At 45.9% G+C, this 19,376-nt stretch carries 14 protein-coding genes; 6 read left to right on the top strand and 8 right to left on the bottom strand.

Annotated features, from left to right (window positions below):
* Positions 1–170: 170 nt before the first annotated feature.
* Entirely contained in the window at positions 171–1,553 is a 1,383-nt protein-coding gene (locus tag L5L77_RS08485; protein WP_028759992.1) for a Na+/H+ antiporter NhaC family protein, read from the bottom strand.
* 753 nt (positions 1,554–2,306) lie between these two features.
* Here L5L77_RS08485 and L5L77_RS08480 point away from each other — a divergent pair.
* The 3 genes from L5L77_RS08480 to L5L77_RS08470 all read left to right on the top strand — a co-directional run bounded on the left by L5L77_RS08480 (position 2,307) and on the right by L5L77_RS08470 (position 5,693).
* Positions 2,307–3,521, top strand: a complete 1,215-nt coding sequence (locus L5L77_RS08480) for a pyridoxal phosphate-dependent aminotransferase (RefSeq protein WP_105252462.1) — start codon at positions 2,307–2,309, stop codon at positions 3,519–3,521.
* 209 nt (positions 3,522–3,730) lie between these two features.
* Positions 3,731–4,318 carry a 5'-deoxynucleotidase gene (yfbR, locus tag L5L77_RS08475; protein WP_006087181.1) on the top strand — a complete coding sequence of 196 codons (588 nt, stop codon included), beginning with the start codon at positions 3,731–3,733 and terminating at the stop codon, positions 4,316–4,318.
* A 25-nt stretch (positions 4,319–4,343) separates the two neighbouring features.
* Positions 4,344–5,693 carry an anti-phage deoxyguanosine triphosphatase gene (locus L5L77_RS08470; protein ID WP_263185593.1) on the top strand — a complete coding sequence of 450 codons (1,350 nt, stop codon included), beginning with the start codon at positions 4,344–4,346 and terminating at the stop codon, positions 5,691–5,693.
* A gap of 185 nt (positions 5,694–5,878) precedes the next feature.
* On the opposite strand, the gene L5L77_RS08465 is transcribed toward L5L77_RS08470, so the two are convergent.
* From L5L77_RS08465 to zwf, 4 genes are read right to left on the bottom strand one after another with little or no spacing between them, the layout of a single operon-like run.
* Positions 5,879–6,520, bottom strand: coding sequence for a bifunctional 4-hydroxy-2-oxoglutarate aldolase/2-dehydro-3-deoxy-phosphogluconate aldolase (locus L5L77_RS08465; RefSeq protein ID WP_028759995.1), 642 nt, complete (start codon positions 6,518–6,520; stop codon positions 5,879–5,881).
* Between the two features lie 20 nt (positions 6,521–6,540).
* A complete protein-coding gene (gene edd / locus L5L77_RS08460; RefSeq protein ID WP_028759996.1) occupies positions 6,541–8,367 on the bottom strand; it encodes a phosphogluconate dehydratase in 1,827 nt (608 codons plus the stop codon).
* Positions 8,368–8,391: 24 nt separating this feature from the next.
* Positions 8,392–9,090 (bottom strand): 6-phosphogluconolactonase, encoded by a 699-nt coding sequence (pgl, locus tag L5L77_RS08455; protein ID WP_263222564.1) that lies wholly within the window; start codon positions 9,088–9,090, stop codon positions 8,392–8,394.
* Between the two features lie 9 nt (positions 9,091–9,099).
* The gene (gene zwf / locus L5L77_RS08450; RefSeq protein ID WP_028759998.1) at positions 9,100–10,572 is read right to left on the bottom strand and encodes a glucose-6-phosphate dehydrogenase; all 1,473 of its coding nucleotides are present in this window, start codon (positions 10,570–10,572) and stop codon (positions 9,100–9,102) included.
* A 312-nt stretch (positions 10,573–10,884) separates the two neighbouring features.
* Here zwf and L5L77_RS08445 point away from each other — a divergent pair, with 312 nt between their 5' ends.
* Complete coding sequence (locus L5L77_RS08445) at positions 10,885–11,739, top strand: MurR/RpiR family transcriptional regulator (protein WP_006081563.1); 855 nt, start codon at positions 10,885–10,887, stop codon at positions 11,737–11,739.
* Between the two features lie 187 nt (positions 11,740–11,926).
* Positions 11,927–13,366 (top strand): pyruvate kinase, encoded by a 1,440-nt coding sequence (pyk, locus tag L5L77_RS08440; protein WP_263222562.1) that lies wholly within the window; start codon positions 11,927–11,929, stop codon positions 13,364–13,366.
* Between the two features lie 225 nt (positions 13,367–13,591).
* Here pyk and L5L77_RS08435 read toward each other — a convergent pair whose 3' ends face one another.
* Together L5L77_RS08435 and L5L77_RS08430 are read right to left on the bottom strand one after the other, a co-directional pair.
* Positions 13,592–15,871 (bottom strand): acyl-CoA dehydrogenase, encoded by a 2,280-nt coding sequence (locus L5L77_RS08435; RefSeq protein WP_263222560.1) that lies wholly within the window; start codon positions 15,869–15,871, stop codon positions 13,592–13,594.
* Positions 15,872–15,887: 16 nt separating this feature from the next.
* A complete protein-coding gene (locus L5L77_RS08430) occupies positions 15,888–16,526 on the bottom strand; it encodes a TetR/AcrR family transcriptional regulator (RefSeq protein WP_028760001.1) in 639 nt (212 codons plus the stop codon).
* A 220-nt stretch (positions 16,527–16,746) separates the two neighbouring features.
* Between L5L77_RS08430 and L5L77_RS08425 the strand changes: the two genes are divergently transcribed.
* Positions 16,747–18,612 (top strand): M2 family metallopeptidase, encoded by a 1,866-nt coding sequence (locus L5L77_RS08425; protein ID WP_263212433.1) that lies wholly within the window; start codon positions 16,747–16,749, stop codon positions 18,610–18,612.
* Between the two features lie 84 nt (positions 18,613–18,696).
* On the opposite strand, the gene smrA is transcribed toward L5L77_RS08425, so the two are convergent.
* Positions 18,697–19,287 (bottom strand): DNA endonuclease SmrA, encoded by a 591-nt coding sequence (gene smrA, locus L5L77_RS08420; protein WP_263166253.1) that lies wholly within the window; start codon positions 19,285–19,287, stop codon positions 18,697–18,699.
* Between the last annotated feature and the right edge of the window lie 89 nt (positions 19,288–19,376).

Raw genomic sequence — 19,376 nt, 5'->3', positions numbered from 1 at the left:
ATAATTTGACATCAGTTGAAAATCTTCATTTAACAGTGTAATCCTGTTTATCCTAGTTCAAGCCTCATCACTCTTTACTCACCTTTTACTCACTCTAGCCGCCTAACCCAATGACGGCAGACATAAAAAAACCAGCCGTAGCTGGTTTCTTATATTAATCGTGACAGAAGTTATGCAATCACAATAAAGCCGATAAATGCTATTACCGCTGCGATAAGTGCATAAGGTAACTGAGTCACAGCATGGCTCACTAAGTTACAACCTGAGCCTTGGGCGGCCAATACGGTTGAATCTGAGTAAAAGCACGCTTGGCTACCAAATGATGATGCGGACAATAAGGCCCCAATGACTAATGGGATGTCCGCCCCAACCGCTTGCGCTAATGGCATCACGATAGGAATCGTCACGGCAAATATACCCCAGCTCGAACCTGTGGCAAATGCGAGTATAGCCATAGATAAGAACACTACCGCAGGCAGCAATTTAGGTGTCATAAATGGGCTTAATGATTCAATGACATACTGCGGCAGTAATAACTGATCGCACACATCCTTAAACACAAACGCCGCAATTACAGTGCTAATGGCCGGTAGCATGCTTTTAAAGCCATCGATCATTTGGTCCATCATCTCTGAAAATGGCATCAAACGCTGCACTGCATAATAAGGAATCGTGATAACTAAGGTCGCCAGCAAGCCTTTCCACACGTCGATATCAAAGTACACGGTAAAGGCAACTAACAAACCAATAGGCACTAAAAAGTTATGCAGTTTGCCCTGATTATCGGCGTGCTTAAATTCCTCTTCTATGGCTTTAACCGCATATTCATCCGAAGTTTGCACTTGGTCGAAATCCACTTGCGCTTCAGCGGGTTCACCTTGGGCAGCGCGCAGCTGCGCAGCCTTCATTGGACCAATAGCGGGCACAATACCTAATGCGACAAGTAGCACCATAGCCACAGCTAACCAAGCATAAAGCATGTAAGGAATGGCTTGCATATAAACTGCAATGCCTTGACCTTCGGCTGCCACACCGTTATCCACCAGTAATCCACCAAAAAATACCGCCCAAGTTGATAATGGCACTAACACGCACACGGGCGCGGCGGTGGAGTCCACGACATAGGCGAGCATTTCACGGGACACTTTAAATTTATCCGTTACACGCTTCATGGTTTCACCCACGGTCAACGCATTGAGATAGTCATCGATAAAAATCACGATCCCAAGGATAAAAGTCATTAATAGGGAAGATTTAGGTCCTTTCGCCAATTTAAGTGCATTGCGGCCAAACGCTAATGCGCCGCCAGTTCGTACTAAAAGTGCGATGAGCGCACCAAAACCACCACACACCAGAATCAACCAACCTATGGTTTCATCGGCCATAACCTTCAATGACACACTAGCAAAATTGTTTAAGACTTGACTGGGATCGAGTAACAGGAAACCGGTTACCGCACCTATGATCAAAGATAAAATAGGACGGCGTAACCAAATAGCTAACACCAATACCACCAAAGGTGGAATGAGACTTAACGCTGTCGGTTCAGACATGCACTTAGGTCCTCTAAATAAATCGCCTAAAAGGCAAATGGTTTTAGAATAACGCCTGAAATCAACACGATTCAGAACGTCAACACAGCTGCTTCATGATGACTAACCCTGAAGATAAAACCCGCGAATTGCTTGCTATCTAAGGTGCCTTGCCAAAAACATCGCGCAGAAAATAAAGCGCATCGAATATTGAGTCAACTATAAATTTAACTTGATAGAAAATAAATTTAATTCCCGTGAGACAATTTTACATAACCGCATAATCTAAAAGACTTTTAACGCCATTGTAACTTAAACATTTATGATCTTCTTAGCTTAATAAGCATTCAATAAATATGCCTAATTATCACAAGATAAAATGCCGCTTGCATAAGTTTATCTTATCAAAAATCTATGATTAAAAATCAACCATTAAGTATCAGCTAAAATACATTTTCTTCTGTCACGATTAATATGGCTAATATAGAGAAATTAAATATTGGTCAGCTAATGAAAACGCATTTTCATCTGTCGAAATGAAAAAACATAAACAAGATTCCCTACCAACCCAATAGATAAACAATCTCAAAATCATACCAATATCAGAATATAAAACTTGTGCAGATTTCTTTAATCGACTGTTAAAGCATATTTAACTGAGGGATATTTATAAAAAAAGCGCAATTCTGTGCTTATCCCCCCTTTCATCTGCAATGAAATTTCGTTATGGTGCGCTAACTTAAGCCAAAACTTTATGCATGTTCCGAGGTGTAAATGCGCCCTATCATCAAATCCAACAAGCTGGATACCGTTTGCTATGACATCCGCGGCCCAGTGCACAAGGAAGCCAGACGTTTAGAAGACGAGGGGCATCGAATCCTCAAACTCAACATTGGTAATCCGGCCCCCTTCGGTTTCGAAGCGCCTGAAGAAATTGTGCGCGATGTGATCCTCAATTTACCCAGTGCCCAAGGCTACTGCGAGTCAAAAGGATTATTCTCTGCCCGTAAGGCCATAGTGCAGCATTACCAAGCCCAAGGGATTTTTGGTGTCGATATCGAAGATATCTATATAGGTAACGGCGTTTCAGAACTCATTATGATGGCAATGCAAGGCCTGCTAAATACCGATGATGAGATCTTAATCCCCTCACCAGACTATCCCCTGTGGACAGCAGCGGCGAATCTCGCGGGCGGCAAGGCTGTGCATTATCGCTGCGATGAAGAAGCGGACTGGTTCCCCGATCTCAATGACATTAAAAGTAAAATTTCATCACGTACTCGCGGCATAGTGCTGATTAACCCGAACAACCCAACCGGAGCGGTATACAGCAGAGAATTACTGCTGCAAGTGGTTGAACTGTGTCGTCAACATGATCTGATCCTTTTTGCCGATGAAATTTACGATAAAATTTTATACGACGAAGCCAAGCATATTCCTGCTGCGGGTCTATCAGATGATATTTTAACTGTTACTTTTAACGGTTTATCAAAGGCTTATCGTGCAGCAGGATTTCGTGTTGGTTGGATGATGTTATCTGGCAATCTTAAGGCTGCTAAAAGTTACATCGAAGGCTTAGAGATGCTGTCCTCGATGCGCCTCTGTGCAAACGTGCCCAATCAACATGCGATTCAAACTGCGCTCGGCGGTTATCAGAGTATTAACGAGCTTATTTTGCCTAATGGCCGCCTCACAGTTCAAAGGGATGCCTGTTATGAATTACTTAACCAAATTCCAGGTGTGAGCGTTAAAAAACCAAAGGGCGCACTCTATGCCTTCCCTAAACTGGATATGAAGAAATTCAACCTAAGGGATGATGAGCGTTTAGTGCTGGATTTACTCAGAGAAAAGAAAATTCTGTTAGTGCACGGCACGGCCTTTAACTGGCCTGAGCCTGACCATTTACGAGTGGTTTTCTTGCCCTATAAAGAAGATCTGAAGAAAGCATTTACCGAGTTTGGGGCCTTCCTCGAAAACTATCGACAGTAAAATATCCCTTTAACGGTTTGAGACATAAAGCGATCCTAGTGGTCGCTTTATTTTTAGCTATTTCTTTAAATCCTCTACGCTCATGCTCACGTGTCATCCAAGGCTGTGATAATCTAAGACTTCACTAGCGTCAATACTGCCTATTCACTCGTTTCATGTCTTCCATTGCAGCTTGTCGCCTTCCGATTTCACTCTTTAGCAGGAAAACTATGAGTCATTTATTTGCGCATTTAGCTCGCATGAAACTTATCCAACGCTGGCCTTTGATGTACAACGTTCGCACTGAAAATGTTCAAGAACACTCGCTGCAAGTCGCCATGGTGGCCCATGCACTGGTGATTATCAGTAATAAGAAATTCGGCACGACGCTCGATCCCCATCAAGCCACGAGTCTGGCGATTTTTCACGATGCCAGTGAAATTCTCACGGGTGACTTACCGACGCCGGTAAAATACTTCAATAAAGAAATTGAAGCCGAGTATAAAAAGATTGAGGCGATTGCCGAGCAGCGCATGTTAGATATGGTACCTGAGGAATTTAAAGAAGATTATCGCAGTCTGTTCATCAGCGATTACGCCGATCCCGTTTACAAGACCATAGTGAAATCGGCTGATACTCTGTGTGCTTATCTTAAATGCCTTGAGGAAAACCGCGCTGGCAACAGTGAATTCAATACTGCCCGTAAGCGTCTCGAAGACATGCTGGCGACAAATCCAGATCCCGCAGTACAGTATTTTATGAGCTGCTTTGTACCCAGTTTCACTTTGAATTTAGACGAAATTAACAAGATGCTTTGATTTTCCACTCTCGCTAGGAATGCATATGACTTCAAGTGTTTGGCAAGAACGCCGTCATGGTGAAGATAAACAACGGCGCTTTGATCACCGCAGCCCTTACCAAAGAGACAGGGCGCGTATTCTCCACTCGGCCGCCTTTCGCCGCCTCCAGGCCAAGACCCAAGTGCTCGGTGTTGGCATGAATGACTTCTATCGCACCCGATTAACCCACTCACTCGAAGTCTCGCAAATTGGCACTGGCATAGCCGCGCAGCTCAGACGCAAATATCCACAACATAAGCAGTTGCTTTGCTCTATGAGCTTATTAGAGTCCTTATGTTTAGCCCACGATATTGGTCATCCTCCCTTCGGCCATGGCGGTGAAGTCGCATTAAATTACATGATGCGCGACCACGGCGGCTTTGAAGGCAATGGCCAAACTTTTCGTATTTTATCGAAACTTGAGCCCTATACCTTAGATTTCGGGATGAACTTATGCCGCCGAACTATGCTCGGGATTTTAAAATACCCCGCGCCGCACTCGAAGCTGTTTGTCGCGGGTGAACATAATGAAATCACCAACCATAGACAGCTCAAGCCGTCACAATGGCCGCCGGTTAAGGGCATTTTCGACGATGATAACGACATCTTCGCTTGGGTGCTTGAGCCTTTGTCTGAGGCGGATAGCCGTCGTTTTACCTCGACACAGCAAGGTTCACACCCCGCCCTGCACCACTATCCACATCTGCGAACCCAGTTTAAATCCTTCGATTGCTCGATTATGGAACTGGCAGATGACATCGCCTATGCGGTGCACGATCTCGAAGATGCGATTGTGATGGGCATAGTCACAGCGTCCCAGTGGCATCAAGATGTGGCGCCGACACTGACCAGCAGCAGTGATGCGTGGATAAAACAAGAGCTGGCAGATATTGGCAACAAGCTGTTTTCACATGAGCATCACCTGCGTAAAGATGCCATAGGCACACTCGTTAATGGCTTTGTCACCGCTATTGTTATCTCAGAAGATGACGTGTTCGAAGAGCCATTATTGCGCTTTAATGCGACGTTAGAGCCGGAGTTTGCCATTGCGCTCAATGTACTTAAGCAACTGGTTTATAAATACGTTATTCGTAAACCCGAGATCCAAATGCTCGAATATAAGGGCCAGCAGATTGTGATGGGATTATTCGAAGCCTTCGCTTCCGATCCCGAGCGTTTACTGCCACTGAACACCCAAGAGCGCTGGCGCGAAAGTGAGCACCAAGGCTTAAACAGTCACAGAGTGTTGGCGGACTATATTTCAGGGATGACAGATGAGTTTGCGGGGCGACTGTATCAACAGTTATTTAGCCCCAAAGCCGGCTCAAATGTCGAATTGAGTAAGGAAATGTAGCCAAGCTGACATTACGTAGCCCGACTTGCTATAAATCCAGACCGTTTGTAAATGTGCGAGTTACTGTAAAAACCAGACTTTCTACAGAGTCAGCTATCGCAGCCGTTCTTTATCAAAATGCGAAAAATAAAAGACAAAAAACCACCTCGCGGTGGTTTTTATTTTGTCACTATTTCAAACTCGATTTATAAAGCGCCAATGGCATCTTTACAAAGTTGAGTGATACGATCCCAATCGCCGTGTTCCATTGCATCCGTTGGCGCAATCCAACTACCACCAATACAATCGACGTTTTTCAGCGCTAAATAATCTTTATAGCTACTTGGCGTAATGCCACCTGTTGGGCAGAAGCGAATATCCGCTAGCGGACCCGAGAAGGCTTTAAGAGCATCAACACCACCCGAAGCTTCAGCTGGGAAGAATTTAAAGTGGGTGTAACCGAGCGCCATCCCCGTCATCACTTCTGAAATGCTCGCAACCCCTGGAATTAAAGGGATTGGACCATGCATACCCGCTTTGAGCAGTTCAACCGTCGCGCCTGGGGTAATAATAAACTGCGCACCCGCGGCAATCGCAAGATCAAGCTGAGCTTCGTTTAAGATAGTCCCTGCGCCGACTAAGGCCTCAGGCACTTCTTTGGCGATTTTAGTGATAGCTTCGAGTGCACAAGGCGTACGCAAAGTCACTTCTAACACGCTAATGCCGCCGGCAACCAGTGCTCGCGCTAATGGCACCGCATGTTCAATCTTGTTAATCACCATAACAGGAACAATAGGGCTGCGTTTAAAAATATCTTGTGGCTGTAGTGACCAGTTATTCTCAAGCATTGCGTTATTCTTCCTTTGTATTAATAAAGTTCATCGATGGCATTAGTACAACGCGCACCAGTTTCTGGACTACTTAGATTTGAACGTAGCGCACTAAATAACTCGCGGCCCATGCCATAACGTGAGCGATGTAAATCCACTATTCCCGCTGCTCTGGTGGCAAGTTCAGCTTCAGATACAAGCAGGCTCAGTTCGCCTGTTAACGCATCGACACGGATCAAGTCGCCATCTTGGACTTTGGCAATTAAACCGCCATCTAAGGCTTCTGGCGTCAAGTGAATGGCCGCAGGGACTTTACCCGACGCGCCAGACATACGACCGTCGGTCAGCAGCGCGACTTTAAAGCCTTTGTCCTGAAGCGTTCCCAATAGTGGGGTTAACTTGTGCAGTTCTGGCATACCGTTGGCTTTCGGGCCTTGACCTTTAACCACCACAACACAATCTCTATCCAGAGCACCAGCTTGGAACAAGGCATCGAGTTTGTTTTGATCGTCAATCACCACTGCGGGCGCTTCAACGACACGATGTTGTTCTTGTACTGCTGACACTTTGATCACAGCGCGGCCTAAGTTACCTTTGAGTAATTTTAAGCCACCGTTGCCTTGGAAAGGTGATGCGACTGACGTTAACACTTCAGTATCTAAGCTAGTCGTTGGACCATCGACCCAGCGCAGTTCACCGTCGAGCAGCCTTGGCTCTTGGGTATAACGGCGTAAACCAAAACCCGCAACGGTATTCACATCTTCATGCAATAGACCCGCATCGAGCAATTCTTTGATTAAGTACGCCATGCCACCGGCTGCATGGAAATGATTAATATCGGCATGACCGTTTGGATACACGCGCGCCACTAATGGTACAGCATCGGATAATTCAGAAAAATCATCCCAGTTCACAATAATACCGGCAGCACGAGCCGCGGCGACAATGTGCATCGTCAAGTTAGTAGAACCGCCAGTAGCCAAAAGTGCCACAATGCCGTTAACCACAGACTTTTCGCTGACCACTTCACCGATTGGGGTATATTGGGTGCCCATTTCAGTTAAACGGCACACTTGCTTAGCCGCCATCTTATTTAACGCTTCGCGCAGTGGATCATCAGGATTCACAAAAGATGAGCCAGGTAACTGCAGACCCATCACTTCAAGCATCAACTGATTCGAGTTTGCCGTGCCGTAGAAAGTACAGGTTCCTGCACTGTGGTAAGACTGGGCTTCAGCTTCTAATAGCTGTGCACGGTCTACTTTACCTTGGGCAAATTGTTGACGAATACGGGCTTTTTCTTTGTTCGGGATACCTGATTTCATCGGCCCTGCCGGCACGAATAACATAGGTAAGTGACCAAAACTTAAGGCGCCGATAAGTAAACCTGGAACGATTTTATCGCAAATGCCGAGCAGTAAAGCGCCATCGAACATGTTGTGAGACAAACCCACAGCCGTTGCCATCGCAATCACTTCACGACTCAGTAAGCTCAATTCCATACCGGGTTGACCTTGAGTCACACCATCACACATGGCCGGAACACCGCCTGCCACTTGTGCAACACTGCCGACTTCCTGACAGGCTTTTTTCAGCAATTCAGGATAGCTTTCATAGGGTTGGTGCGCAGATAACATATCGTTAAATGCCGTCACTATGCCGATGTTCGCCTTATTCAATTGACGCAATGCATTTTTGTCGTCTGGATTACAGGCGGCAAAACCATGGGCTAAGTTGCCACAGCTCAATGAGCTACGGTGTACACCATGGTTACGAGCATCATTCAATGCGGCGAGATAACCTTCACGTGACGCTTTGCTACGGGCAATAATTCTGTCGGTAACAGCTTGAACTACTGAGTGTATTTCTACTGAGTGCATAGTGACTCCTTAAGCGCTCCAGAACACATCAACGGGCGTTTTACGCTGCGCTAATACGGCTCTGATAGGCATAGCATGGACATCATCACTTTCTAACGCTTGACGATATACGGATAATTTCTGTTCCCCGACCAAGTGCAGATAAATTTGTCTGCTGTTCAGAATCGCACTCTTAGAGAGCGTAATTCTACCATGGGGCGCTGTGGTGGGGTTCGTCGCCACACACAGGGCTTGGGTTGTGAGCGCATTTTCAAGCTCAGCACTGCAGGGAAACCAAGAGCAGGTATGACCATCGTTACCCATGCCTAACACCACCACATCAAAAGGACGTGGGAAGTTAGACAAGGACTCGGCGGCCATATCGGCGCCCGCTTCTGCAGTCGAAAACATGTTTTTTAAACCGCGGAATTTGGCATTCGCCGCACGGTTTTGTAATAAATGTTCACGCACGAGACGCTCATTAGAAGCATCGGCGTCGGCTTCAACCCAGCGCTCATCGGCAAGCGTGATATAAACATCACTCCAATCGATGGATTTCATGCTCAATAGTTGAAATAACTTAAGCGGCGTCGAACCACCGGAAACGACTAAGCTCGCTTTTCCGCGGGCATCGACGGCTTCCTGCAACTGGCTCGCAATTCTATTCGCAAGCTGTTGTTCTAACGCACTTTGCGTATCGAAAGATTTGAATACGGTTTCTTTAATCATCAAAGTCTCCTACTCGTCCCACGAACGGCCATCTTTGGTGATCAAAGCAACTGACGCAACTGGACCCCAAGTACCCGCAGGATAAGGTTTTGGTTTTTCGTTGCTTTGTTCCCACGATTGGATAATGCCATCCACCCAAGTCCATGCCTGCTCGACTTCGTCGCGGCGCACGAACAGCGCTTGATTACCGAGCATAGCTTCGAGTAATAGACGCTCGTAGGCATCGGCGATACGTTCATTTTTAAAGGTATCAGAGAAGCTCAAATCGAGTTTAGTGGTTTGTAGACGTTGTTTTTGCTCCAAACCTGGCACTTTGTTCATCATCTGGATTTCAACCCCTTCATGGGGCTGCAGACGGATCGTCAGCTTGTTCGGTGGCAGATTACGGTAGCTTGAGCGATATAAGTTATGCGGTGGGTTTTTGAAATACACCACAATTTCAGAGCTCTTAAACGGCATACGTTTACCGCTACGTAAATAGAAAGGCACGCCCGCCCAACGCCAGTTGTCGATATCCACACGAATAGCCACGAAGGTTTCTGTGTGTGATTGAAGGTTGGCGCCTTCTTCTTCTAAATAACCCGGGACTGGGCTGCCCTTTAAGAAGCCTGCGCTGTACTGACCGCGTACGGTATTTTCATACACATTGTCTGAATTAATCGGACGCAGTGATTTAAGCACTTTAACTTTTTCATCACGGATGCTGTCAGCGTCTAAGTTAACAGGTGGGTCCATGGCAACGAGCGTTAACACTTGCAGCAAATGGTTCTGGATCATGTCACGCATCTGACCCGCTTTGTCGAAGTAACCCCAACGGCCTTCGATACCCACTTCTTCTGCGACTGTGATCTGGACGTGGTCAATCGTACGGTTGTCCCACTTAGAGGCAAATAAAGAGTTCGCAAAACGCAGGGCAATCAAGTTCTGTACGGTTTCTTTACCTAAGTAATGGTCGATACGGTAAACCTGACGTTCTTTGAAGTAAGCGGAAACTTGGTCATTGATGACGCGAGAAGAGTCTAAATCTGAGCCGATGGGCTTTTCGAGCACCACTCGTGAATCTGGGTGGATAAGATCTTGTTCATGCAAACAACGGCAAATGTCGCCGAATATTGCAGGTGGCGTAGCAAAGTAACTGACCATAACGCGCTCTTCTGGTTTGAGCAGATCATGGAAGGCACTGTAGCCCGCTGAATCGGTAAAGTTAGTGCCTATATAGTGGCAGCGGGACAGGAAACGTTGGAGAGTCTCTTCGCACAAAGGCTCTTTCACGAAGGTGTTTAATGCAAGCGTGACTAATTCGATAAACTCATCTTGAGTAAACTCGTCTTTCGCGACACCGATCACTTTCGTATCTTTATCGAGAAGTTCAGCTTTATCTAGCTGGTATAAAGAAGGTAACAACTTGCGTCGTGCCAAATCGCCTTTAGTACCAAAGAGTACGAAGTCACAAGCTTTGGCGCCTGATGTTGTTTTGCCCATTGCGTTACGATCTCCTTTGTATGTCGTGTCCCTTCATGTCGATGAAGAAATCCACACTTTTGTTGTAATATAACAACAGAATTTGTTAAATGCATCTATTTTTATAAATATTAACATTCTTGCTAACTAGTCACTTGCTGCATAAATCTGATATGCTTTTTGTGCTTAAATTACTGAAGGTAGTAAAGTCTTATTTCAAAATTGTACTGAAAAGTTACTACATAGAGTCTATTAGTGGGCTGCCAGTCTTGATCTGCTCCCACGAAATAAAAATAAATAAAATTACATTCTCAATTTAGCGGACATACGCGTATGAATACCCTAGAAAAGGTTCAAAAAAGCCTCACCCATTTTAGTAAATCAGAACGCAAAGTTGCAGAGGTGATCTTAGCATCACCACAGACAGCTATACATTCTAGCATCGCCACACTGGCTAAGATGGCAGATGTCAGTGAACCTACTGTGAATCGTTTCTGCCGCCGCTTAGATACTAAAGGTTTCCCTGATTTTAAGTTACATCTAGCGCAAAGTCTTGCGAACGGTACACCTTATGTGAGCCGCCACGTTGAAGAAGATGATTCAACTGAGTCTTACACGACAAAAATATTCGAATCTTCAATGGCTTCGCTCGATACCGCACGTCAAAGCCTAGACATTTCAGCCATTAATAAAGCCGTTGATATTCTCACTCAAGCTAAGACTATTTCCTTTTTTGGCCTAGGCGCATCCGCTTCAGTTGCCCATGACGCGCAAAATAAATTCTTCCGCTTTAATGTCCCTGTCATCTGTTTTGACGATGTTCTAATGCAACGCATGAGCTGTATCAACAGTAATGAGGGCGATGTGGTGGTATTGATTTCCCACACTGGCCGTACTAAGTCATTGATTGAAATAGCGCGTTTAGCGAGAGAAAATGGTGCAGCTGTGATTGGTATTACCGCCCGCAACTCGCCTTTGTCAATGGAATGTACACTGCCCGTGACAATGGAAGTGCCAGAAGATACTGACATGTATTTACCTATGGCCTCGCGTTTAGCCCAATTAGTCACTATAGATGTATTGGCAACGGGTTTTACCTTACGTAGAGGCCCACGTTTCCGCGATAATTTGAAACGAGTGAAAGAAGTGTTAAAAGAGTCTCGCATCAATAAAGATCCGATACTGTAACTCACTTCCTTTTCTAAAAATGGCTAGTGTTGATCCTTAACCTAGCCATTTATCGTGCAAATATCAGCGATACCTCACAATTTTCATACATAACTTTAGATCAATTTGATTGTAACTTTACTACAAAATTTGGAATTGCATGGTAATATAGTCCCAAGATTTTTTTTAACTTTAACGGAGTATCCTTATGTTCCGCAGAACCAAAATCGTCACCACTCTAGGTCCCGCTACCGATCGTGATGATAATCTACGCCGCATCATCGCGGCAGGTGCAAACGTTGTACGTCTTAATTTCTCCCACGGTTCCCCAGAAGATCACTTAAAACGAGCAACTCAAGCGCGCGAAATCGCTAAAGAGTTAGGCGTTCATGTGGCCATTCTTGGTGACTTACAAGGCCCTAAAATCCGCGTTTCTACTTTCAAAGACAATAAGAAAGTACAACTCGTATTAGGTCAAGCCTATGTACTTGATGCCGAGTTAGCCAAAGGTGAAGGCGACGAGACCCAAGTGGGTATCGATTACAAGCAATTGCCAGACGATGTGACTGTTGGCGATATCCTGATGTTAGATGATGGCCGTGTTCAATTACGCGTTGAGCGTGTTGAAGGCCGTAAAGTGCATACCACAGTGACTGTGGCAGGCCCTTTATCTAACAACAAAGGTATTAACAAACAAGGCGGCGGACTTTCTGCTGCTGCGCTGACCGAAAAAGACAAGGCTGACATTCTCACTGCAGCAATGATCCAAGTGGATTATTTAGCCGTGTCTTTCCCGCGCAGTGGTGCTGACTTGGACTATGCTCGCGATCTTGCTCGTCAAGCAGGTTGTAATGCATTGATCGTTGCTAAAGTTGAACGTGCTGAAGCGGTTGCGACCGATGCCGCTATGGATGATGTTATCTTAGCGTCTGACGTTGTTATGGTTGCCCGTGGTGACTTAGGTGTTGAAATTGGTGATGCTGCACTCGTTGCAGTACAAAAGAAGTTAATCGCCCGTTCACGCCAACTGAATAAAGTCGTCATCACTGCCACTCAGATGATGGAATCGATGATTTCAAGCCCAATGCCAACCCGCGCCGAAGTAATGGACGTGGCGAACGCTGTGCTTGATGGTACCGATGCTGTGATGTTATCTGCTGAAACTGCTGCCGGTGACTTCCCAGAAGAAACCGTTAAGGCAATGGCAAACGTGTGTGTTGGCGCTGAATCTCACCCAAGTGTGATTGTGTCTAAGCATAGATTAGATGTACGTTTCACTTCAGTTGAAGAAACCATTGCACTATCAACTATGTATGCGGCTAACCACCTTGAAGGCGTTAAGGCGATTATCGCTCTGACTGAATCGGGTGCAACACCACAGTTGATGTCTCGTATCAGTTCTTCACTGCCAATCCTGAGTTTATCACGTCACGCAACAACCTTAGCCAAAATGGCCTTGTACCGCGGCGTGTTACCAATCTACTTCGATTCAACTATCCACCCAGCCGATGAGCTAGCGCAAAAAGCGTTAGAAGCATTAACAGCGGCTGGTTATTTGAATAGCGGTGATATGGTATTAATGACCAAAGGCGATGCAATGGAAACCATCGGCGGCACTAACACCTGTAAAGTGTTGATCGTAGCTTAAGCTTCTTCTAACAACTCAAGCTCGTTAGAAAAAAGCCAATAAAAAACCACCTCATGAAGGTGGTTTTTTTATATTGACTGTTATCTGTAAGTGCAGATTTCTGTTGGTGAAAATTTATTGGTCTCTCATTGCAGAGCTAAATCCAAGCGGCGTAGCCATCGAACTTAACACCGCTTAGACCAAACTGCACTAACATTAAACGCTAACATCAAACACTAACAATCACTATAACGCTTCGAAATCATTCACATTAATTGCCGCTAAGCGCAGCTTATCAGCATGCTGTAACTTTTGATCTTCGTCGGCAGTAATAACGCCAGTCTCGAGTGCTTTTGCAAACAAAACTATATTCGGCACTTTTGCAGGCAAATCACCGGCACGCTGCGCTTTCTTCAGTTTTTTATAGATATCTTTACAGGCATATTGCGCGATAAATGCTTGCTCAACTTCAGCAATACCGCCCTTATCCCCTTCAAATTCAGGGCATAAGAAAGTAATACGTTCACGAGCAGGGCCAGGCTTCAACATGCCGCTAACTAAATCGGTCGCCATTTTGTCGCTCGGTGCAGTGAAGTGATTACCCAGCGGGAAAATTAAGCCACGCAGTAACCAGGCCACAGGACGGCTCGGGAAGTTACGAATCGTGTCTTCCAACGCTTTAGCCGCCAAGTGCAAACGATTGGCCATTACATAACGTACCGCAGGCAAATCGTCCTGTTGACGGCCATTATCTTCAAATAACTTCAAGGTCGCTGAGCCTAAATACAACTGGCTGAGCACATCACCCATACGTGCAGACAGCATTTCTTTGCGTTTTAAATCGCCGCCCATGATCAGCATTGATAAATCTGTCATTAAGGCTAATGCAGACGAAATACGCGACATATCTTTATAGTACTGCTTAGTTTCACCGCTCACTGGCGCACTGCCAAAACGGCTACCGCTTAACGCGCTAAACAACGCACTGAAAGCATTACGCGTGGCATAACCCATGTGACCCATTAATAGCGCATCAAAACGCTCTAAGGCTTCATGTTGGTTTTCCATCGCTGCGGCTTCCATTTCGGCAAGTACGTAAGGATGGCAGCGAGTCGCACCTTGACCAAAAATCATCAATGAGCGGGTTAGAATATTCGCGCCTTCCACAGTGATCGAAATTGGATTCGACATATAAGGGTGGCCTAAATAGTTTTTAGGTCCTAATTGAATGCCCTTACCCGATTGAATATCCATGGCATCGTTCATCACAGAACGGCCTAATTCAGTCATGTGGTACTTAGCTATCGCGGTCACGACCGAAGGTTTGACTTTAAGATCGATACCCGTGGTTGTTAAACGGCGTGCGGCTTCTAACTGATAAGTGTTGGCAATAATACGCGCCAGCGCTTCTTGCACCCCTTCAAACTGACCAATTGCCATTCCAAACTGGTGACGCACATAGCTGTAAGCCGTTGTCGTCTTAGTCGCCATGTGACCAGAAGCCGTTGCCAATGCTGGCAATGAAATACCGCGGCCCGCTGACAAACACTCAACCAGCATACGCCAGCCTTTACCAGCAAACTCAGGGCCACCGATAATCCAATCGAGCGGAATAAACACTTCTTTACCTTGAGTAGTACCGTTCATAAACGCCATACTCAGCGGATTATGACGACGACCAATAACCACACCAGGATGATCCGTTGGGATCAACGCACAGGTAATGCCTAAGTTTTTCTTATCGCCAAGCAGACCTTCAGGATCGCGCATTTGGAACGCTAAACCCAGAACTGTTGCTACAGGAGCCAGCGTGATATAACGCTTATCCCATGTAAGTTTAAGCCCAAGCATTTCTTCGCCGTTGAAAATATCACGACACACAATACCTACATCGGGGATAGCGCCGGCATCACTGCCCGCTTCTGGACCAGTTAATGCAAAACAAGGAATTTCATCGCCTTTAGCTAAAGCAGGTAACCAACGTTCTTTCTGCTCGCTCGTACCATAGTGGGTTAGCAACTCACCAGGGCCTAAAGAGTTCGGCACCATCACAGTCACAGCGGCACTGACGCTACGGCTGGCTAATTTGCTGACAATGGTCGAGTTTGCATAGGCAGAGAAAGCTTTACCACCAAATTTCTTCGGAATGATCAGTGCGAAGAAACCTTCTTTCTTAAAGTATTCCCACAGCTCTGGCGGTAAATCCTTGCGGTTATGCACTATGTCGAAATCATCGATCATCGTCAGTGCTGTCATTACTTGATTATCAATAAAGTCTTTTTCTTCTGCAGTTAGCGTGGGTTTGCCATAGCTATGCAAGGTATTCCAGTTAGGATTTCCGCGAAATAACTCCCCTTCCCACCATACATCACCCGCTTCCATCGCTTCACGCTCGGTATCGGAAAGTGGCGGCAAGACCTTCTTGAAAAAACTAAAAACTGGGCGGGTAATAAACTGCATCCGGATATTTTTCACCGCAAACAACACGACAATGGCTATCAGGGCAAGAATTATAATCGTCAACATTATCAAGACCTTTTAATTAAGAAGAAACGGGGACTGATACGCCAGCCGCCATGTAGGGGATCACTTTACGGATCACGGCTTCGATGTCGTTATGCTCACCAAACTCAGCAGCAGCAATGTCATTTAGGGCATCAGCGGACGCCATAGTGAACACGATAGTGCCTAAGGTAAAGTGTAAGCGCCAAAACATTTCAGCGGGTGGAATATGTGGTGCACTGGCCGAAACGGCTTTAACAAAAGCATCGAGATGCTGGCCGTAATGGGTAGTAATAAACCAACGTAAATGCCCTTGGCTTTCGATATAGCCACGGCCTAAAAGCTGCAGGAAGATCGTGGTGCCTTCGGTACGTAGCGCGTTTAAATCCAATAAAGGATCGACCAAAGAAGACAGGATCTCTTCGAGTGTTGCTTGTGCTGGAGCGGCATTTAAACGATGAATTTGGCTTGAAGCGGCAGGCATAAACACGTCTAAATAGCGGGCTAACACTGCACGGATCAGCTCTTTTTTAGAACCAAAGTGATAATTGACCGATGCTAAATTCACCTCAGCTTTGCTGGTAATGAGTCGCAAGGAGGTCTCAGAAAAGCCCCGTTCGGCGAACAGTTTTTCTGCGGCATCAAGTATTCTAGTTTTTGTATCGGATCGACTTGCCATTCCGTGACCTTGAATTAATTTAAAACACTCGTTTAAATTAAACATTGGCACCACGGATGTCAAACTAAAATTGGACAAATTCACCGCTTTCTAGTCTGTGATACAAGCGGTATGTCGTACATGTCCGAATAAGTGTTAAAAACAAGTCAATTAACCCTTGTGCAATAACCCTGTGGTTTAGGTAAACTGTGTAACACAAAAACAACAAGGACAACTAGACATGGTTATTTCATTGAATCGTCGCAGTAAGATCGCGCTCACAGTGGCACTCTCGCTGGGATTAACGGCCTGTAATGATGCTCAAAGTAAAACAGACAAGACAGATACAGCAGAAGCAGCTGTCATCAATACCGCCCCAGATAAAGCACAAGCCATTGCTTTTATTAATGATGCTGAAGCCAAGATGGCCGAATTATCGATTGAATCTAATCGCGCCGAGTGGATTTACAGCAACTTTATTACTGATGATACCGCGGCCCTGTCTGCCGCAGTCGGCGAAAAGGTCAGTGCCGCGTCGGTAAAATTTGCAACCGAGGCGGCTAAGTATGCCAATGTCCAACTCGATCCCGTAAATGCCCGCAAGCTCAATATCCTGCGCAGTGCGTTAGTGTTACCCGCGCCGCTCGATCCTGCGAAGAATACCGAGCTGGCGCAAATTAGTTCAGAATTAAATGGCTTGTACGGCAAAGGAAAATACTGCTTTGCCGACGGCAAGTGTATGACTCAGCCTGAGCTATCGAGCTTAATGGCCGAATCACGTGATCCCGTAAAATTACTGGAAGCGTGGAAAGGCTGGCGTGAAATAGCTAAACCCATGCGTCCCTTGTTTCAACGCGAAGTTGAACTGGCCAATGAAGGCGCAAAGGATCTCGGTTATGCCAACCTGTCGGAACTATGGCGCAGTCAATACGATATGAAGCCCGATGACTTTTCACAGGAACTCGACCGTCTTTGGGGCCAAGTTAAGCCACTTTATGAGTCCTTGCACTGCTACGTACGGGGAGAATTGAATAAAGAGTACGGCGATACCGTCGCACCGACCACTGGACCCATCCCGGCACACTTACTTGGCAACATGTGGGCCCAGCAATGGGGTAATGTGTATGATCTCGTCGCCCCTGACAATGCCGATCCGGGTTACGATGTCACTGAGTTACTCGCAAAGAAAGGCTATGACGAGCATAAAATGGTGAAACAAGCCGAAGGCTTCTTCACATCATTAGGGTTCGCACCATTGCCAGAAAGTTTTTGGGCGCGTTCTCTATTCGTACAACCAAAGGACCGTGATGTGGTTTGTCACGCTTCGGCATGGGATCTCGATAACCTCGACGATATTCGCATTAAAATGTGTATCCAAAAAACTGCCGAAGATTTTAGCGTTATCCACCACGAACTTGGGCATAACTTCTATCAACGCGCTTATAAGCAACAACCCTTCCTGTTTAAAAACAGCGCTAACGATGGTTTCCATGAAGCAATTGGTGACACGATTGCACTGTCGATCACGCCAAGCTATTTAAAGCAAATCGGCTTATTAGAAGAAGTACCTGATGCATCTAAGGATATCGGCCTCTTACTAAAACAAGCCTTAGACAAAATTGCTTTCTTGCCCTTTGGCCTGATGATAGATCAGTGGCGCTGGAAAGTGTTTAGTGGCGAAATCACGCCCGCCCAATATAACCAAGCTTGGTGGGATCTGAGGGAAAAATACCAAGGCGTAAAAGCACCGACTGAACGTAGTGAAGCAGATTTTGATCCGGGTGCTAAATACCATGTACCAGGCAATGTACCCTACACCCGTTACTTCCTAGCGCATATTTTGCAATTCCAATTCCATCAAGCGCTGTGTGAAACTGCAGGCGATAAAGGTCCGGTACACAGATGCAGTATTTATGGCAATCAAGCCGCGGGAGAGAAACTCAATAAGATGCTCGAGTTAGGCTTAAGTAAACCTTGGCCAGAAGCATTGAAAGAAGTCACCGGCAAAGAAACCATGGATGCAAAAGCTGTGCTCGATTACTTCGCCCCACTTAAAACATGGTTAGATGAGCAAAATACCACCGCAAACCGCCAGTGTGGTTGGTAAGGGTTCATAAAATCATCACCCAATAACATAAAACAAAATGCCCAATAAAATTGGGCATTTTTATTCAATCCTTATCTGTTTAATCTAACGCCATCCCATACCTTTACGATTGGCTTCACGGTTTTCAAGCTTGAGCTGTTCTGACTTAGTTAACATCACATAAAGTGCCCCAGCACCGCCCAGCTCGGTTTTCGCCGAATGATAGGCAAGCACCATGTCGAGTTGTGATAACCAATAGCATACAGCTGATTTGAGCAATCCCGCAAAGGGTTGACTCTGATAGCCTTTACCGTGGATCAACATGACACAGCGTTCACCATGTGCCTGCGCTGCCAGTAAATAGTTAAGGACGGCATCACGAGCTTGGTTTAACCGATAAGCATGCACATCAAGCTCCATCTTGATGCTGTATTGCCCCATTCGGAGTCGTTTAAAAACGCCGCCTTGTACCCCCTCACGCTTAAAGCTCACAATGTCATCTGGCGCTTGCTGTGGAAACGCTTTTAAATCCAGTGGCATACACGCTAGGAAGGCTTCCCGTTGTAAAGCATCGCGTCTGTGTATTTGCTCAGCCGTCAACGCTTTCGGTGCTAAATTTACCACTGGCATATCGCCTTTTAGTGGCACGACTCCAGCCATTTCCTCAAAAAACAGTGCTGATTCATCATCCAGCATGGCAAGCTCCTTTACTTCACACTCTTGTACAGAAACACACTTTGTAAACATTCAAGGCTTTAGTTCAGCGGGCGCCTCCATTATAGTGA

It is taken from the genome of Shewanella sp. SM29, from assembly GCF_025654245.1.
GTDB classification, from domain to species: Bacteria; Pseudomonadota; Gammaproteobacteria; order Enterobacterales; family Shewanellaceae; genus Shewanella; species Shewanella oncorhynchi.
This window is presented reverse-complemented; position numbering and strand designations above follow the sequence as displayed.

What these genes read in the sequence shown, in the direction of transcription:
- L5L77_RS08465 (WP_028759995.1), bottom strand. Translation starts at nt 6,520, where the DNA reads ATGCTTGAGAATAACTGGTCACTACAGCCACAAGATATTTTTAAACGC.
- smrA (WP_263166253.1), bottom strand. Translation starts at nt 19,287, where the DNA reads ATGCTGGATGATGAATCAGCACTGTTTTTTGAGGAAATGGCTGGAGTC.
- L5L77_RS08430 (WP_028760001.1), bottom strand. Translation starts at nt 16,526, where the DNA reads ATGGCAAGTCGATCCGATACAAAAACTAGAATACTTGATGCCGCAGAA.
- L5L77_RS08435 (WP_263222560.1), bottom strand. Translation starts at nt 15,871, where the DNA reads ATGTTGACGATTATAATTCTTGCCCTGATAGCCATTGTCGTGTTGTTT.
- L5L77_RS08445 (WP_006081563.1), top strand. Translation starts at nt 10,885, where the DNA reads ATGAATACCCTAGAAAAGGTTCAAAAAAGCCTCACCCATTTTAGTAAA.
- pyk (WP_263222562.1), top strand. Translation starts at nt 11,927, where the DNA reads ATGTTCCGCAGAACCAAAATCGTCACCACTCTAGGTCCCGCTACCGAT.
- L5L77_RS08470 (WP_263185593.1), top strand. Translation starts at nt 4,344, where the DNA reads ATGACTTCAAGTGTTTGGCAAGAACGCCGTCATGGTGAAGATAAACAA.
- L5L77_RS08425 (WP_263212433.1), top strand. Translation starts at nt 16,747, where the DNA reads ATGGTTATTTCATTGAATCGTCGCAGTAAGATCGCGCTCACAGTGGCA.
- pgl (WP_263222564.1), bottom strand. Translation starts at nt 9,090, where the DNA reads ATGATTAAAGAAACCGTATTCAAATCTTTCGATACGCAAAGTGCGTTA.
- zwf (WP_028759998.1), bottom strand. Translation starts at nt 10,572, where the DNA reads ATGGGCAAAACAACATCAGGCGCCAAAGCTTGTGACTTCGTACTCTTT.
- L5L77_RS08480 (WP_105252462.1), top strand. Translation starts at nt 2,307, where the DNA reads ATGCGCCCTATCATCAAATCCAACAAGCTGGATACCGTTTGCTATGAC.
- yfbR (WP_006087181.1), top strand. Translation starts at nt 3,731, where the DNA reads ATGAGTCATTTATTTGCGCATTTAGCTCGCATGAAACTTATCCAACGC.
- L5L77_RS08485 (WP_028759992.1), bottom strand. Translation starts at nt 1,553, where the DNA reads ATGTCTGAACCGACAGCGTTAAGTCTCATTCCACCTTTGGTGGTATTG.